The 17,114-nt window shown below is 30.5% G+C and carries 20 protein-coding genes; 7 read left to right on the forward strand and 13 right to left on the reverse strand.

The annotated features are described in order from the left end of the window. Nucleotides 1-181: 181 nt before the first annotated feature. Nucleotides 182-424, forward strand: a complete 243-nt coding sequence (locus CUB63_RS05600; protein ID WP_006537154.1) for a DUF1480 family protein — start codon at nucleotides 182-184, stop codon at nucleotides 422-424. 313 nt (nucleotides 425-737) lie between these two features. Here CUB63_RS05600 and CUB63_RS05605 read toward each other — a convergent pair whose 3' ends face one another. From CUB63_RS05605 to ftnA, 4 genes are all read right to left on the reverse strand, one after another. Further along, nucleotides 738-1,082, reverse strand: coding sequence for a YebY family protein (locus tag CUB63_RS05605; RefSeq protein WP_072062600.1), 345 nt, complete (start codon nucleotides 1,080-1,082; stop codon nucleotides 738-740). Between the two features lie 47 nt (nucleotides 1,083-1,129). Beyond that, nucleotides 1,130-2,026 (reverse strand): copper homeostasis membrane protein CopD, encoded by an 897-nt coding sequence (gene copD / locus CUB63_RS05610; RefSeq protein ID WP_072062601.1) that lies wholly within the window; start codon nucleotides 2,024-2,026, stop codon nucleotides 1,130-1,132. Beyond that, nucleotides 2,026-2,418: a copper homeostasis periplasmic binding protein CopC gene (gene copC / locus CUB63_RS05615; RefSeq protein ID WP_109847634.1), complete on the reverse strand. Its 393-nt coding sequence runs from the start codon at nucleotides 2,416-2,418 to the stop codon at nucleotides 2,026-2,028. The genes copD and copC overlap by 1 nt, the downstream gene beginning before the upstream one ends. A 437-nt stretch (nucleotides 2,419-2,855) precedes the next feature. Further along, a complete protein-coding gene (gene ftnA / locus CUB63_RS05620; RefSeq protein WP_006537159.1) occupies nucleotides 2,856-3,359 on the reverse strand; it encodes a non-heme ferritin in 504 nt (167 codons plus the stop codon). Nucleotides 3,360-4,043: 684 nt separating this feature from the next. Here ftnA and CUB63_RS05625 point away from each other — a divergent pair. The 4 genes from CUB63_RS05625 (at nucleotide 4,044) to CUB63_RS05640 (ending at nucleotide 8,338) form a co-directional block, all read left to right on the forward strand. Beyond that, a complete protein-coding gene (locus tag CUB63_RS05625; RefSeq protein WP_072062602.1) occupies nucleotides 4,044-4,478 on the forward strand; it encodes a universal stress protein in 435 nt (144 codons plus the stop codon). Nucleotides 4,479-4,792: 314 nt separating this feature from the next. After that, a complete protein-coding gene (locus tag CUB63_RS05630; protein ID WP_109400285.1) occupies nucleotides 4,793-5,173 on the forward strand; it encodes a DUF2628 domain-containing protein in 381 nt (126 codons plus the stop codon). A gap of 232 nt (nucleotides 5,174-5,405) precedes the next feature. Then, nucleotides 5,406-5,957, forward strand: a complete 552-nt coding sequence (locus tag CUB63_RS05635; protein ID WP_109847635.1) for a class IV adenylate cyclase — start codon at nucleotides 5,406-5,408, stop codon at nucleotides 5,955-5,957. 782 nt (nucleotides 5,958-6,739) lie between these two features. After that, on the forward strand, nucleotides 6,740-8,338 hold the full coding sequence (locus CUB63_RS05640) for a methyl-accepting chemotaxis protein (RefSeq protein WP_170110782.1): 1,599 nt from the start codon (nucleotides 6,740-6,742) through the stop codon (nucleotides 8,336-8,338). Between the two features lie 74 nt (nucleotides 8,339-8,412). On the opposite strand, the gene CUB63_RS05645 is transcribed toward CUB63_RS05640, so the two are convergent. Beyond that, complete coding sequence (locus CUB63_RS05645; protein ID WP_109847636.1) at nucleotides 8,413-9,150, reverse strand: phosphatase; 738 nt, start codon at nucleotides 9,148-9,150, stop codon at nucleotides 8,413-8,415. Between the two features lie 314 nt (nucleotides 9,151-9,464). On the opposite strand from CUB63_RS05645, the gene CUB63_RS05650 reads away from it, so the two are divergent. Continuing rightward, the gene (locus tag CUB63_RS05650) at nucleotides 9,465-9,902 is read left to right on the forward strand and encodes a type II toxin-antitoxin system HicB family antitoxin (RefSeq protein ID WP_109400288.1); all 438 of its coding nucleotides are present in this window, start codon (nucleotides 9,465-9,467) and stop codon (nucleotides 9,900-9,902) included. 76 nt (nucleotides 9,903-9,978) lie between these two features. Here the strand turns inward: CUB63_RS05650 and CUB63_RS05655 are convergent, their stop codons facing one another. The 3 genes from CUB63_RS05655 to CUB63_RS05665 form a co-directional block, all read right to left on the reverse strand. Then, the gene (locus tag CUB63_RS05655; RefSeq protein ID WP_109400289.1) at nucleotides 9,979-10,842 is read right to left on the reverse strand and encodes a lipase family alpha/beta hydrolase; all 864 of its coding nucleotides are present in this window, start codon (nucleotides 10,840-10,842) and stop codon (nucleotides 9,979-9,981) included. Between the two features lie 347 nt (nucleotides 10,843-11,189). Further along, entirely contained in the window at nucleotides 11,190-11,966 is a 777-nt protein-coding gene (gene map, locus CUB63_RS05660) for a type I methionyl aminopeptidase (protein WP_109400290.1), read from the reverse strand. A 13-nt stretch (nucleotides 11,967-11,979) separates the two neighbouring features. Then, complete coding sequence (locus CUB63_RS05665) at nucleotides 11,980-12,177, reverse strand: ParD-like family protein (protein ID WP_036913277.1); 198 nt, start codon at nucleotides 12,175-12,177, stop codon at nucleotides 11,980-11,982. A gap of 400 nt (nucleotides 12,178-12,577) precedes the next feature. On the opposite strand from CUB63_RS05665, the gene CUB63_RS05670 reads away from it, so the two are divergent. Next, nucleotides 12,578-13,117, forward strand: a complete 540-nt coding sequence (locus CUB63_RS05670; protein ID WP_109847637.1) for an AAA family ATPase — start codon at nucleotides 12,578-12,580, stop codon at nucleotides 13,115-13,117. 164 nt (nucleotides 13,118-13,281) lie between these two features. On the opposite strand, the gene CUB63_RS05675 is transcribed toward CUB63_RS05670, so the two are convergent. The 5 genes from CUB63_RS05675 to CUB63_RS05695 all read right to left on the reverse strand — a co-directional run bounded on the left by CUB63_RS05675 (nucleotide 13,282) and on the right by CUB63_RS05695 (nucleotide 16,510). Beyond that, nucleotides 13,282-13,503: a DUF465 domain-containing protein gene (locus tag CUB63_RS05675; protein ID WP_072062611.1), complete on the reverse strand. Its 222-nt coding sequence runs from the start codon at nucleotides 13,501-13,503 to the stop codon at nucleotides 13,282-13,284. A 222-nt stretch (nucleotides 13,504-13,725) separates the two neighbouring features. Further along, nucleotides 13,726-13,860, reverse strand: a complete 135-nt coding sequence (locus CUB63_RS17965; RefSeq protein ID WP_420902342.1) for an immunity protein Imm33 domain-containing protein — start codon at nucleotides 13,858-13,860, stop codon at nucleotides 13,726-13,728. 658 nt (nucleotides 13,861-14,518) lie between these two features. Further along, complete coding sequence (locus CUB63_RS17555; RefSeq protein WP_006537179.1) at nucleotides 14,519-14,674, reverse strand: hypothetical protein; 156 nt, start codon at nucleotides 14,672-14,674, stop codon at nucleotides 14,519-14,521. Between the two features lie 519 nt (nucleotides 14,675-15,193). Then, nucleotides 15,194-15,652, reverse strand: coding sequence for an anti-virulence regulator CigR family protein (locus CUB63_RS05690; RefSeq protein WP_006537181.1), 459 nt, complete (start codon nucleotides 15,650-15,652; stop codon nucleotides 15,194-15,196). A 522-nt stretch (nucleotides 15,653-16,174) separates the two neighbouring features. Next, nucleotides 16,175-16,510, reverse strand: a complete 336-nt coding sequence (locus CUB63_RS05695; protein WP_006537182.1) for a c-type lysozyme inhibitor — start codon at nucleotides 16,508-16,510, stop codon at nucleotides 16,175-16,177. Nucleotides 16,511-17,114: the final 604 nt, after the last annotated feature.

Below are 17,114 nucleotides of genomic sequence, written 5' to 3' on the forward strand. Positions count from 1 at the left end.
AGAAGATTTATTTAAAGCGGATCACAAAAAATGATCCGCTTTTTTTATTTTCAAAAAAAATTTTGGAAATCGATTCCATTTATACTATGCTTAATTCTGTTTGGTCAAAAAGCATTCTTTGAAATAAATGCCTCTAACAAAACATAACAGAACACAACATCGCTTAAACCGGAGTTTTATTATGAAAAAGATAACGTTGAAAATTGCTTGCTATGAAATTGAAGATATTACTTTAAAACACTCTGTCGATAATCAATTAGCTTATATTCATATACCATGTGATTATGACAAAGAATTTTGCATGCAATTAGATGGATGGGATGAAAACACCAGCATTCCAGCCCAATTGAAAGATCAAAATATTCTGCTTTATCGTCATGCTTATGACAAAGAAAACCACCATTGGATCTTAAAAGTGGCATAAGAGATGCTAAAGCGAAATAAAAAAAGCCAGATAAATCATTTATCTGGCTTAGGGAAATGGCTCATTTTGAGCCGTGCGCTAAAAAGTAAAATGTTGCTTACGGCATAAACAAAAATCGAGAACTCACTCAGACTTTCTCAGACTTTTCTATCTCACAACCTACTGTTAAATATTAGCTAACAATATGTAAAGATCCAGTAAACAGCCTAGTAGCACACTATTTTCTACTCAAAAAATCGTTGTTATTTATTTTTATTATTTAAATCAACATGATAAAAATAAAAAATTCTTATCTATATTATCAATCAATTGATTAATTGTTCTCACAAAGCGACTTAATCGCGTTCTGTATCACTTCTACTGATTTTTTCTTTTCAGGTGAATGAGGATCTGGTAGCAAAATAACATCAATTAGCTGCGCTTTTACTTTGCCACTTTCCATTTGTTTCATTGCAATTTCATTAAGAGGATACTGCATCAGTGTTGCTGGATTAATCACAAACCAAGCTCCATCAGCACGACAATTAAGCATCACTTCTTCACGTGTAAATGGCCAATCGTCACCAAATTGAAGCTTACTGACCGTTGAAATAGGTGCCGCCGAGAATGCTTGAAAAGTAAAGAGCATTAACATTCCCGCGAATAAGAAACGTTTCATGTAGATATCTCACTTAAGAAATTAGGTTTTTTAAATTATATCGCAATCTATACAGGTGAGTTAATCGCAAAGATGGCTACGGTAAAAATAACCATTGTTCCAAATAATAGTTCAAGCCAACTATTTACTAGCAGCCATTGAAAGTTATTTTTCTTACGAATATGAGGAACTAAGACATAACGATTGATTACAGCTAAACCAAGCATTAACAACACTAAACTAATTTTAAGCCATAACATGCTTTGGTATTCAGATGATAATTGTACTGCCGGCCATCCAGGAATTAACATAATAGCACTGATAATACCGGTAATTGTCACCAATAAAACAGCAAGATGACCAAAAAGTGAAAACTTCTTCATTGTACCAATGATAGGCTTGATCATCCCATCTGCAAGCTCATCTTTATTCCGTAAAAACTGCAAACAAGCGACAAATGGCCATAGACCACCAAACCAATACGCAGCACTAATAAGATGAACACTTTGATTAACTTTATAGAATACGGCTTCTGATCCTGTAAACATGGCACCATGACCAATTGATGCATGTAAGATCAACATAACTGAAGAAATAATTAATAAAGAAAAGTTGCGAATATAGCGTTGGTGTATAAATAAAATAGCCAATGCAACGGTTGCTAATACCAATTGCCATTGCCAAACTTGACCAAATGAAGTATCTAAGATCGCTCGCCATATTATAATTGACCAGGCATCTTCCCAACCCTCTCCCATAATACCAGATTGCACAATCATCCATAAATAAGTCGTAATAAAGACGATAACTGTGCTAATAGCTAATGCGGGGCGCAAACGAACCTGAATAAGAGGAATGAACTTATCTTTAGCAAGAATGGCAGCCGAGAAGCTCAGTCCGAACATAAACATGACTGCCACGAAATGGGAAAAGCGACATAAAATATAAACGTCTTCAGGTGTCATTATTTTACACTAAATTGATAAGAACCTTTTGTCTTGTGCCCATCAACAGAAACAACGTTCCAATTAACTAAATAATCACCTTCTGATAAATCACTTTCTAAAGGCAATAATAATTTCGCATTGTTAACAGGATCTAAACTCAGCTTTCCTACGGTGATTTCTTTACCATCACTATTAGTGACTTTGATTTTACTAAAGGCTAATTCAATACCTTCAGAGAAGTCTAGCGTGATAACTTTAGGCGCTTGCGCTTGTTCAATCGCAGCACCTTCAGCAGGTAACTGTGATTTTAAGTGTGCATGTGCTAATGCTTGTTGGTATGACATACCAAGGAATAAAACAGCAATAGCCGATAATTTACCCCAAGATGTCTTAAGTGTATTTAATGACATAATAACCTCTTAAATTACAGGTGATTTTTTTATTTATGAAAATATTTTATAGCAATTTTACGTCAAGATCTTTGCTTCTTGATATTAGAAATAAAAGGTTGTGAACTAGCACTCAAAATATATGTTATTTAGAGCAGTTTCTGTTTCAAATATCACCCATTTTTACACTTTGAAAAAATATAATACCCATATTGACAGTCTAAACAGTTCAATACATAACCAAATAAAACTAAAAGTAAAATAATCCCCCTGTATAAATAGCATTCAATAAGTATTTTTTTAGGGGCAAGAACAAACAATATAAGTAAGGAAAAAAATAAAAGATAAGAATCGTAAAGAAGGCAATACAAAAGAATAAAAAACGCCCTGCTATTCATTCACAGCAGAGCGTAATAAGTTATTTAGTAATTTAAGCTATCTAAAAGCTTTACTAATAATTAAACATGTGCAGATGCTGATAATGTGTTCAGATCTTTATCTAATAAGAATAAAGCTTTGCCACTATCACCGACCATTGCTAATTTATCTAGGATTGATTTGAATAATTTTTCTTCTTCATGCTGCTCTGCAACATACCATTGTAAGAAGTTAAATGTTGAATAATCCTGAGTTGTCATTGCAACATGTGCTAATTTATTAATCTCAGATGTAATATGTTTTTCATGTTTGTAAGTTTTATCGAACAACTCAGCTAATGATGAAAACTCAGCAGGTGGAGCTTCAATCGCTCCAAGTAAAGGCATTGCACCTGTATCACTTAAGTAATCAAATAAACGGTGCATATGTTCCATTTCTTCACGAGAGTGAGCTTTTAAAAATTTAGCAGCGCCATCAAATCCTTTATCGTCGCACCAAGCACTCATTTGCAAATACAGATTTGCCGAGTAAAACTCTAAATTTAGCTGTTCATTCAATTTATTGATCATATCTTGATGTAACATATTTTACGTCCTTTGCGATGAAAATTAACATTATGGGTATTATGCACGGTTAAAAATAAAAATATAGCGATTTAGGTGTGATTTATTTGTTTTTTTCAATTAATTACCTGTAATAAAAATAAAAACCAATCTCATTTGTAATATGTTTTAAATACTCTTATAAAGCTAAATAACACTTATTATCATTAAGAGTAAACTTGTATTTAACTGTCAAGGTAAATATAGCAACCAATTGAAATATATAAGTATTATTTTTTGGCTTTGATTTTTTATATTTATTGAATTTTTTATAACCCAAGAAATTCAAATTAATATTAAATAAAAATTATATTTTACCCATGAAAAATATAAAAATAAGCTTTGTCATATATCAACAAGTATATATAAAACAATATCTACAACAATCGTTATTAAAAAAATAAAACATTCACCCATTAGCTATTATTATTCTCTATTTTTTATAATTTCTATTTGATATTGCGACACATTTATTTTTTCAGACAGCAATTCTTTTTCATTTTTTTTCATATGAAAAAATACATATCTCTCAAAAAATAAAAATAATTTCAATTTTTGTGCAGTTTTTCGTTTTGACTGATAAGATTAGTAGGTAACTCATATTTGTATGTACAAAAAATTAATATTAAAGCCCTAATCATAATAAAAGGTTAATTAGGAGCCACTATGACAAAAACAGTGTTAGTACCCGTTGATTTTACAGAGCTTGGTTTATTAGACAAGGTTGTGTCTCATCTAAAAGCATTGTCTGTCGCTGACAAATTGAATATTCATTTTTTATCAGTCATCCCAAGTTATGAGTCTTTTGTCGGATTTGCATTCGCAGGACAAGACAGACTAGCAAGTGATAAACAACGGATTGAAATTGCATTATCCACACTAAAAGAAAATTTATCGCACATTGATATTCCAAATAGTACAACTCAATTTTATGTGTCTATAGGTAATCCTCGCGATAAAATTTTAGAAACCGCAAAAAAAATTCAAGCAGAGCTGATTGTCATTGGTTCTCGTAACCCTGGTATGAAAACTTATCTTCTAGGTTCTACCGCATCTTCTGTGGTCAGTTACGCAGAATCATCTGTATTAGTCGTGCGCTAATCGCCCACTTCCATCTTCCATAAGAAATCTGGTATTTCTCATAAGCCAGATTTCTTATTCTTTTCACCATAAAATCAATTCAAAATGGTATTTTATTTTATCGTTATTATCTTTAAGAGTAATGATTAAAAATATATTCTGAAGCAATAAGATAATTATTAAAAAAAACCAAAACACATTCACTTTAATGCTTTTTATATAAACCAATAAATTCATCATCTCATAATAAATTTATATTGTTCATAATGTTAAATTATGTAAAGATACTTTTTCTATTAAAGCTAATTTTAATCAACAGGGTAAAAGGAATTAAAATGAATAAAGAACTTTCTGAAAAATGGCAAGAACGTTTTTCATTTTTTGATAAATATGGTTCACCTAAAACACCAGAATTTAAAGCTGCGTATAAAGAGCTTACCTTTGGTAAACGTATTCTTATTGGAATGAATATCTGGGCATTTTTCTTTGGTTTTATTTATTTTCTTATTTTAGGTTTATGGCGCAAAGCATTAACATTATTTGCTATTAATATTGCTATTTTCACAATTATTGGCTTTTTACCTGTAAATAATGGTGTTATCAATGCGGTGGGTATTGCAGTTAACATTTTATGGGCCATAACAGCCAACTATGCCTATTATTTAAAAGAAACTAAAAATGATCAAAGTTGGAACCCATTTGAAGGTGTTCTGTAATAATAAAGGGGGCAATGCCCCTTTTATTTTCTCTTACTCTTTTTTTATTAAAAACACTATATCCCCTACCTCTTATTTGATAGTAATGTTATCTATTGTTCTATTTAAATATTTTTATCTAATTTACAAAAAATATAAATACAATAATGAAATAACATTAAAAGTTCTTTTTTATCCCAAAAGGATACATTGTTAATGCTATAATTCATTAACGCTAATTTGGGGAAAACGTATGTCTGAACATTTTCAAGGAAAATTTGAAGCTGAACTAAAATATCACCTTCAAAATCCACAAAAATTTATTAATGAGTTAAAAAAAGCAGGTGCCACATTATTTACGCCTGAGAATAAAGAAACAGATTGGTATATGGAACATAAAAATACTGAATTTTCAGCTCCAACTATCAGTTTATGTGTAAGAAAAATGCTTCCCGCAGGAATAAATCTTCTTATCGTTAAAGGCCCTGATTTATCGCAATGTGAAGCTGTTCGTATCGAAGATGCAGGAAAAACAGTCTCCATGTTTACGACTCTTGGCTACCATTGTATTCTCAATTATACAAAATCAAGAGAAATTTATTTTCTAGATAAGTTTCATATTACTATTGATAAGTTAGATAAATTAGGCTCATTTGCTGAATTTGCTATCATGACGGACGACCAAAGTAAACTCCCACTCTATATTGACCAACTAAGGCATTTAGCCGCAAATTTTGGCTTTACAGATAAAGATCTTGAGGAAAATAACTATAAAACACTAATGTTAAATACTCTAAAATTATAAATAAATTTATCCTTTCACATTATCATCCTTTAGGGATCACAATAAGATTAATGTAACTTGGTTTTATGTCATTCTCTAGCATCGCTTTAATATCTTGTTTTTATTTTATGTGAAATTTTCGTACATTATTAGGATCATTATTAATGTGATCCTTATTCACAAATGGAAGGGTTATATACCTTTCGTTTATAGCGATTTAATCTACTTTCTTACTTTTCTACTGCTATCTTTTTGTTTTTATCTCATTTATAACGTTAGCCACTCTTATTTGTTCTATTAAATAAACAAAAAATAATTTAATTTATTGCTGTTTAAATCATTATTACTTTTTTATTTTATAAATAGAAACACTGACACTATTTAAATCTAATTGTTTAAAAATAAATGAGTTAATCACATAAAATTAATAATAGATCAACAAGTTAACCACTATCTCCTAAGGAAATATCTTTTATATCATTTTTATTTTTATCTTTAACTTTTAATATTTAAGAAAAATTAATTAAAAATCAAAGCATTACAAAGAGAGAAAATACATTTGATAAATTTATCAATTAGAACAATAAATAATCATAAAGAATATTTATAAAATGCCGATACTATTTTTTAGTATTTGAAAAAATCAAAAGGATATATGGCATTAAATCAAAGAGTGACCTAAAAACATATTTTTATGTATTTTTTAACTCTTTGTTTATGTCAGTTACAGGAAGTAAAAATAAAACTTAAAAAAATCAATAGATTACACGGTTATATTTTTATGAAAAAGGAAATAACATTACATGTTTAAGAACTTAAAACAACGTTATTTGCCAAACGTCTCTTTTAATATGTCACGTTTAAAAACAACCACATTAGTTTGGCTTATTACAGGCTCTTTAATCTTACTTCTTGCTCTAGCTTGTGTTTTATTCCTCTCTTCAGTTAATGATTATAAGAGAAATTTAAACACACTAAATAATATCTATCATGAACAATCACTATTAAATAATACTTGGGAAAATTTACTACAAACACGTAATACTTTAAATAGAGCCAGCTCTCGCCACTTATTAATTATAAATAAAATGGCTACAGCCAATACTGACATCTCTTCATTATTACAACAAACTAAAGAAAAACTTCAGCACGTTGAGAATGGATGGAAAAGTTTCAAGAATTTGCCTCATAACGTTAAAGATCAAAGTTATGTGCAACAATTAGAGCAAAAATATACTGAACTTAATGCAGCACTCATTGAATTTTTAGCCTTCCTAGAACAAGGCAAAACATACGAGTATTTAAATCAACCAACACAAACCTATCAAGACAATTTTGAGCAAGCCTATACTACCTATCATCAACAATTAGAAAACTACTACACAGCTTCATTGGATGAAGGTGAGTTATTGTACCAGAAAATTATTTATAGCTTAATCGTTATTTCAGTTTTAATAGTTATTTTTTCTTTCTTAGTCCAAGTTGTACTACGAAAAAACTTTATTTCACCTTTAAACGTAATAATGAAAAATATCGAAGATATTAGTAATGGAGAATTAACAACCGACGTCACAACAAAAGGTCTATATGAAATAAATATTCTCACTACCAATATTCAAAAAATGCGAGATCAGATAAAACGGATCGTCAATAATATCAATCACAGCTCAGGCCTTATTAATTCAGAATTAAGTGATATTGCTGTTATGAATAATAATCTTGCTATTCGTGTTGAACAACAATCAGCAGCCGTACTCGAAACTTCTGCAGGAATACGACAATTAAGTGTTACATCAAAACAGCATGCAGAAAATACACAAACATCATGTGAACTAGTCACAAAAACAGATACGATGATCCACCAAAGCAATGAAATGCTCGCTAACGTTGTTGAAAATATGCATGAGGTTGTCACGTTTTCCGAGCAAATTAATGATATTACTTCTACGATCGACAATATCGCCTTTCAAACAAACCTATTGGCTTTAAATGCTGCCGTAGAAGCGGCAAGAGTGGGTGAACACGGAAAAGGTTTTGCTGTTGTTGCTAAAGAAGTAAGAGAATTATCCATTAGTTGTAATTTAGCATCAAAAGAGATAAAGATACTTGTCGCTAATTCAAGTAAAAAAATAAATCAGTGCTTTCAGCTAGCTGCTGACGCTAACGACAATATGGTAGATATTTCTAAGCACACTGAAAATATTAATGAAATGATCCACGATATTTCTATTTCTACAAATGAACAAAGTAATGGTATTGCTCAAATTGAAGATGCAATTAATCAATTAGATCAAACCACACAAGCTAACGCAACAATGACCCGAGAATTAGTCAGTTCATTAGATTCATTGCAAACACAGTCAGATAGACTGAAGCAAGAACTAACTGTTTTTCATCAGTAAGTGTTAAGTCAACCCACATCATAAAAGCTATCTTAATTTTAGGATAGCTTTCTTATTACTTATTTAACCCAACATTAAAAATGGCTAAATTCAGGGATCTCTTTTTTACCGTGTGATTTTAGAAAGTCTAACACTCTTCTTGGGGTTACATTTAATATGCGCTCTTGTGGAAAGTCTATTTGAGCTAATACTTTTAATACTCGATCAAATTTTCCCAACGAAGAAGCTATGTGTGAGTCAGAGCCTAATGCAATTAATCCTCCCGCATCACGTACTGCTTTCGCAATTTCTATACAGTTTTTCTCACTTCCTACTCTAGAATGAATAAATGATGAATTATTCATTTCTAAAGCAACGTTGTAAGTGGCAGCGGCTTTTGCAACTTCAGCAATTTCTATTGGATATTTTGGATTTCCAGGATGCGTAATCATTTGAACACAACCACTTGCTATTGTTGCAATTATTGCTTTTGTATTATCAACTAGCCCTAATGAACCCATGACAGGATCGTGAAAACCAGCAAGCACAATATCTAATTTCTTGCTCATTTTCTCACTACAATCTGTTTCACCTTTAATATTTTTAATATTCGCTTCTATACCGTAAAGAATACCCACACCATCAATAATACGAGGGATCACCGGTAAGTTAGAAAAATGCCATTCATGAGGAGCATCATCCATATCTGGGCCATGATCAGTAATTGCAAATAATTGAATTCCCTGTTTTTTAGCTTGTTGGAAATATTCACTAACTGTACTGTAAGCATGTGTACTAGCAATAGTATGAGCATGTAAATCAACGGGATACATAAACAACTCCTTCCTAAAAACACCTTATGAATATCAATAAGATAGTTTTTCTTAACTATAAGATCTACCTAAAATTAATTATCAATTCCAGTAAAGTACGTAATAACCAACAAACAAGATACTATCTACTTCATTCTTTCTCACATTAGAAAGAAATGAAGATAAATTTTGATAAATATGCTTTAATCTTTAACATACTATTTAATATCAAATAGATAAATTTCACTTTAGTACTATACACAAGAATTTTGAAAACACATTATATTATGTAATTTCGTTTTAAATCCGACTTTCAACTTTATAAAAGGTTATTTATGTTCAACTATCCAGCAATCGCTCATTTTGATGAAGAAAGTGAAACTTACGAAATTACCTACCGTGATTTTGATAATATACACGCTGTTGCTTATACAGAAGATGATATTGAACTAGAAGCCTCTGATATTTTACATGTAGGTCTTGAAGAATTTATTGCGAGTAAATTGCCTATTCCTGCTCCATCTAAAGCGCAATCTGGTGATTTTATTGTCTACTTACCTCTTATCAGCTGTTTAAAAATTGCATTACATAATGCGATGTTAGAAACAAAAACAAAAAAATCCGATCTTGCAAGAAAAATGAATTTAACGAGCGCACAAATAGAACGTTTACTTGAAATTAATCAAACCTCAAAAGTAGATAGCTTGGAGCAAGCACTTTATTTATTAGGTTATGCTATTTCAATCAGCGTTAACAAAGATATTAAACAATAGTAATTAAAAATAAAAATGGCTCTAAATCGATTAGAGCCATTCGTGCTAGATTATTTCACAACAAGTATGCAGGATATTAAAGCCTTTTACTTGCCAAAAACTCTGCATGGTTTGTATAAATAGCAACAATATCTTCACCACGCCCCACTAACCCAGCAACCTGATTTACCATATCTAGATGATCTTCGGCGTAATCATCTTTAACCAATTTACCTAACCGCATACTTGTACGACCTACCAAACCATCATTTTCACGCTCAGTAAAGAATGCATTTAATATTCGCATTGCTGCATGAGTAGGATCCAGTAAATTGCCTTTTTCACCAACAATCGAACCTTGGATATAACTACCAAATGAATAATAGTAGACGCCATTTACAACTTCTTTCCCTTCACCACCACGAACGGCAGGTAATCCTTGTGGGTACTTTTTATTAAACTCAGTTACATTTTCAGTTGTTAATGCTTCCAATGCGGCAACGGCATCTTGTGGGTTACTGCGATTACCTGAAAAGGTAGAGATTATAGTACCAATGGCTTTCATTACTGCATCAGCAATATATTCTGGCACGCTATCCTTACGCACAATACGTCGTACCAAATCTGCAATCTCTGACCCATGGTTTACACCATTAATAGAAGTAACAGAAGCAATACTCTTTGCATGTTTTGCAGCAACATAACGGCAAGCTAATGGACCTTGGCTATGGCCAATTAAATTTACTTTTTTTGCTTTCGTTTCTTTGAGAACTTTTTGCACAAATTCCCAAAGTTGTTCACCACGAACTTCATTTGCGTTAAATGCCGAAAGAGATGCAGTGAAAACTTTATGGCCATTCTTTTCTAAGGCATCCGCAATACCATAAAAATAAGGATAACCGACGACATCATCAAAACCAGATAAACCATGAACTAAAACAATTGGATATGTAGTTGACATATTTTCCATTCCTTGGGCTTAAATTAATTTATTTAATTTGCTAAACATCCTATTAGCAATTTCTAGAACAATATTCAGAGTACAAAATTTAAAACATAATATTTGAAGTGCAAGATTATAGTAAATATCGATTTTTAATGCCTTAATTGTTTTTAAGTATTATTAGTATAATCTCTATTTTACGGTTGTAACGCACCATTTTAATTTATTATTTATTATTTATTATTTATTATTTATTATTTATTATTTATTATTTATTAGTAGCCACTTTAATTAAAAACTAAATCATTTTGAAACTATAAAGAATATTTTCTCTTAAAATGGCTATAAATATAAAAGAGTAACAATTATGGTAATACTTCTTCAGGACGCAAAGTGAGTACTTCATACCCTGTTGCTGTTACTAAAATAGTATGTTCCGATTGAGCAGATAATTTTTTATCTCTTGTCACAACTGTCCAACCATCTTTTTTGGTTTTTATTTTAGCACCGCCTTGATTTATCATTGGCTCAATAGTAAAAGTCATACCTTCTTTTAATTCAACACCTTGTCCTTTAATACCATAATGTAGTACTTGTGGTGCTTCATGCATCTCTCTTCCTATTCCATGCCCACAGTATTCTCTCACTACACTATATCCATGACTCTGCGCAAAACTTTGAATAGCATGACCAATATCGCCTAATGTCGCACCTGGTTTTACTTCCTTAATACCTTCCCACATTGCTTGATACGTTATTTTTGCTAATTTGCGCGCAATAGGGGATGCATCTGGCATAATATACATTTTACTAGAGTCAGCAATAAATCCATTTTTTTCTAGTGTAATATCAACATTAACAATATCTTTGCTTTTAAGGCGTTCATCTGCTTTTGGCACACCATGGCAAACAACTTCATTGATAGATGTATTTAGCACATACTCATAACCATATTGACCTTTACTTGCTGGTCTCGATTGGAGTTCATTGACAATAAAATCATCAACTTTATCGTTAATCTCTAGTGTAGAAACACCAGGTACAATAAAATCATCAAGCATTGTAAAAACTTTTGCCAATAAACGTCCTGACTCACGCATTAATTCAATTTCGTCAGCTGTTTTAATCGTTATTTTTTCCACTCTTCTTCCCTCTTTATTCTACTTCTTGCTTGATGGCTTCTTTTTCTAGCATTTCATTGATAATCATTGGAAACGTTTTATCTGGATTTAATTCTGCTTGAATGCCAATTTTTATCCAAAACTCGGCTTGAGCATTAACAGAGCGTGACATCACATTACTTGCTTTTCGCAAGTACTCATGTAACTCATCAGAAATTTTTACAATACCCACACCAATCCTTATATACAGATCATAATAAAACATATGCGTTCTATAATAAAATCAAATTCTTCTTCTTTCAATTGCTATTCGATACCATCATAGGCATAAAATGCCTAAATTAAGAAAAAAGGAGAAACAGGAAAAAATAGAACCCAAAATGATAATATTGTCTTTTTTATTTCCATATAATTAATTATCTATGCTCATAAGTTCATAATATTTGACTTCAAACTATCGGTCCTTATCAAAATAAAAGTTACTTAAAATTTATATTAGCATTTAATGCTAGTACACTTTTTCTAATTCCCTTTTTAAGTATACTTAGTCTCTAACAACTCCATCTTAACGCCTTCTATACATCATCACCATTCTCTTAATTAATTAATTATATAAACTTATAGGAGTTATCATGCCTGTAAAATCACATCGTATTATATTAACTGGAGGCCCCGGCTCTGGAAAAACCACACTAATAAATGAACTTGAAAATAGAGGTTATCTTTGTTCTTTAGAAGCAGGAAGAGCCATCATTCAAGACCAAATTGTAATTGAAGGAAATGCATTACCATGGGAAGATCCGAACGCTTTTGCACAAGCAATGTTAATTTGGGAGTTACGGTCATGGCATGAAGCAAACAACAATAAAAGGCTTTATTTCTATGATAGAGGCCTCCCAGATATTGCAGGGTATTTACTACTATGTGGTTTAGCTATCCCAAAACACCTTAATAAGGCAATTAACTTATTTCGTTATTCCACAAATGTGTTTATAGCACCACCATGGGCCGAAATTTATACTCAAGATCAAGAAAGAAAACAAACAAAAAAAGAAGCAGAAGAAACCTATTTAGCTATGATAGCTGTTTATAAAAGATATAATTATAATTTAATAGAGCTACCTAAAATAGATATAACTGATAGAGCTAATTTTATTATTAATAAAATATAATTTATCTCGATGTACTTTGGAAAGGTGAATTTTGACATAGTACATAACTAATTAATCATTTTTAGATCCTAGGTAGTAAAAAGGCTACATCAGTAGCCTTTTCTTTATAAATAAATTGTGTAATTTATATGATTTCTTAATCAAGAATAAATTATTTTTACTACTTACTCTTCTTTTGGTGGATTTTTGAGGATCTGATGAATTTTTTCTTTCAGTTTCAATTTTTGTTTTTTTAGCTCAACAACTTCTTCACCATAACCTCTTCTATCTTTATGCTCTAATCTAACAATTCTATGGTCAAGTTCGTTATGTTGTTCAAATAGAGCACGAAAATCAGGATCAGTCTGACGAAGTTTTGAAATTAAATCACGATATTCTGGAAACATAAAAAGTTACCTTCCTTATTAATTGTGAATTAAATACTCTTATAATATTTACTCAAACTGATTAGGCTGTCATTGGCTTTATGTTAAAAATAAGACCAACATCAATTAATATTTTTATTTTTTGAAATAACTCATTATTCTTATATTTTACATTTTTAAACATAGTTATAAAATTCAACGCATAAAAGCACATAAAAAATATAAATATAACTAAGCTAAAAATTATAACATAATGAAAAACACGTGTTTATTTATCTCTTCAAGCCAAACATCATCATATCCGTCTCTATTAATAATAAAATGATATCCCTCTGTTAAATAAAGATAATTTATTACTTCAAGTAGCCATTTTTCCAGATATTCCTCACAATAGGAAAATCAACTTATCGTTATCTACTAAGTATTGCCAAAAGAGAACATAGAGCCATCTATTCACATAGCAAAAAATAAGTAAATCCACGTAACATCATATGCCCACAGGGAATGAAAAAACATCAATTTGCCTTAAAACTAGACAAGATAAAGCATAAAAACACTTTTTTACTAAAAAAAGCATTTATTGTTAATTTATAAAATGAAAATTCACTACATTTATATTGATCTCTAATAGTTTTTTATACCCATCTATTCGAGTCACTAAGCCCAATGCCGCCACATTGGGCTTTTTTATTAGCAATGTTTATTAATATCATGCCTCATTATAACTAGCTTATATCTCTTTCACTTTACTCTAATACTTTTTTAAACAATTAAATCATTTGATTTTATGTAGCTTAATCAATATCAACTACTGCATTAAGCAATTTTTTGATTTCATTTATATATCTTACTCTCTCTTTTTTAAGATATAAGAATATAATAAATAACTGACAGTAACAGTACACCTTTCGTCATCTAAATAACAATATTTAGATAGTAATCCTACAAAAATAAAAACAGATAAAACGATAAACTCCAGCAACAAAAACCATAAAATAGCAATGCCGACTCAATTCCCTCTTGTCGGCATTAGTAATTATTTATTAGATAAAATATCTTGCTCTTGTAATTTAGAAAGAGCTAATTCTTTCATCCAATCTGCAAGTAATGGTACTGTTTTTATTGAATCCAATAAAGCACGTTCTTTTTTTGTTAAACGAATAACAATAACTTCTGTTTTCATTGTAGACATAATATTTCCCCATTTGTAAAAAAGAAAATATTGACACAAAATAGTAACAGAACGGTCTGACTTACACGGTTTTACAAAATGATCATTTAACGATGACTAGCAATACATTATGGTGGTATTTATTTAACTTGGCTTAATCATTCTATTTTTTATGTAAACGCTTTATTTAAGATTGCTCATCTTCATAATGAGATCCATACAAATATAAATAAAGGTAAAAAAGTTAAAAGAAATTGCTAATATGCTGAAAAATATTACGTTAAGTCGTTGCGTGACCAGCAAATATGATCTATGACGATAGAATGGAAACACCAACGAAACCAGCACCAACATCAAATCACACTGGATATTTAATCAATGTCCGCAACCAATCTGCTCCGGAAGCAGAAAGTCCTTTCTCGTAAGAAAAAAGGAAGTCTCAACAGGCCTAAAGCTCTGAAGGTTGCTAAACTCACAAGACTATGTGTTATAGATTATAAATTTCAGCCACTGTATCAAATATATTTAATTCGTTATATTTTAATCAAAAACATTATTAATGATTGAAGTCACTATTGCTGTGCTTAATGCAATTAACACCAAATCATTTCCGACAATACGCCATTCATAGCCAGGATAGTAAGGCAATTGGTTAAGCATTTTTTCAGGAACCATTTTCTTCGCAATACCAGGCGGCAATGGTTTTCCTCTTACTAAATTTTTAGCAATACCAGGTGGTAACGATGAGTATCCAGTAAATCCACCATTTAGCGCAATTGCTCTAGCCTCATTATAAGATAACGAAATTGAGAAAGATGTTTCATTATCAAAGTGGTTATTTTGTGATTTATTATGCCATTTATTTGGTTTTTCTCCTTGAGATCCTTTATTTTGACCTCTTCCGTGCCCATTATTTGGATCAGCATAAGAAGAGACTGATATCACCGACAATCCTATAATTATCAATAACAAGTTACTTACTCTAGAAAGAATTCTCATATCTATGACCTCAACAATTAATTTTTACAGAGTATCCTTCAAGCTACACAACTACCATAAGTAATATTCCTAGAAAAAGAATAATTGACAATATAATGGGTGTTGATTCCGTAGTCAGCGCAGACAAAAAAGTCTCACTAAATAACTTATTATAATAAGTAATTGATTTAATTAAACTTGATTGCTCTACACTACCAGAACTTTTAAGCGATGTATTCTGCTGTTAGATTATTCCAAGCATGTTGAATGAGTAATAAACTGATTCACAACACTTAAGATAAAATATATTGATATTTTTATATTACAAAAAATCTTTATTACGATATAGCTATTGAGTTTTTATTTTATTTTGTTTATTAATAATGTCATTAACGCCGTAGAGTTATAGGTTCTAAGTTATTTATTTAGTTAACAGTTTTGCCAAGCTCAAATTGCAACGTAAATTTCTCTTGAGAATACAATAAAGGCCACCAAAGTGACCTTTATAAAAATCCAAATAATTTTCACTAAAACTCGTGATTATTAGCTAGCTTTGCAACCACTTAATACTGGTTTATCTTTTCCTTCAACTAAATCGGCATTATCACCTTTAGTATAAAGCTTATAGGTGTAATTTTTATTTATTGCCTCATAGTTTGCTCCTGAAGCCATTTTCATAATCTTCATTGGTATCATTTCGTTCATTTGATTAATAATTGCATAGCTATCCTTTTCCGTATTTATATAAACAACTTCCATTGTTTGATTGTTTTCACATGTATAAGATACTTTCGTTATATCATCTGCATTATCTGCCATAGCAAAACCTGCAGATAAAAAGCTAACTGTAAAAGCAATACTTTTTAATAATAGTTTCATATAATCTCCTAATGCTATTTGACACACACTTCTAATACATCACTAACTAATTCCTTATAGTTAATCGAATCCTATATTATTTTCCATGAGATTTATCTAATTATAAAAAGGTACCATTGACTTATTGAATAATAATGAGCTTATTTTAATCTTTTCTTAATTTATTATTAGAGATATAAACATGATTAGGTAAGCATTCAAAACATTAGCTTTCGAAATGAAAGTTAGCTCTGAATTAAGGTATATTGTACAAAATCACAAAAAACTAGGAGTTCCTCAAAAATATTATGACAAATATAATTTTTTAAGAAAAAGCAAAGTTCACCTAATAAGTAGAGTAAAAAGCATTCTCACTTAAAGATTTGTAACATTTTATCTATACCCAATATAATGAGCTTTGAACACATAAAAAACTTCCGTTAAGAGGCCTTTATTAATTTAACAAGGACAGTAGTTAGCTTTTCAAATTCAGCTTTTTCATTGTGAATATCGATGTTACGTTTCGGGGTAGCGACTCAAATATTATCTATATCATAAACCGCTCTACCTTGACTAATAAATTTATTTCAAATAAGTGTATCAATACAGTACAATAAAGTAATTT

The sequence above is a fragment of the Proteus penneri genome (assembly GCF_003144535.1).
GTDB classification, from domain to species: domain Bacteria; phylum Pseudomonadota; class Gammaproteobacteria; order Enterobacterales; family Enterobacteriaceae; genus Proteus; species Proteus penneri.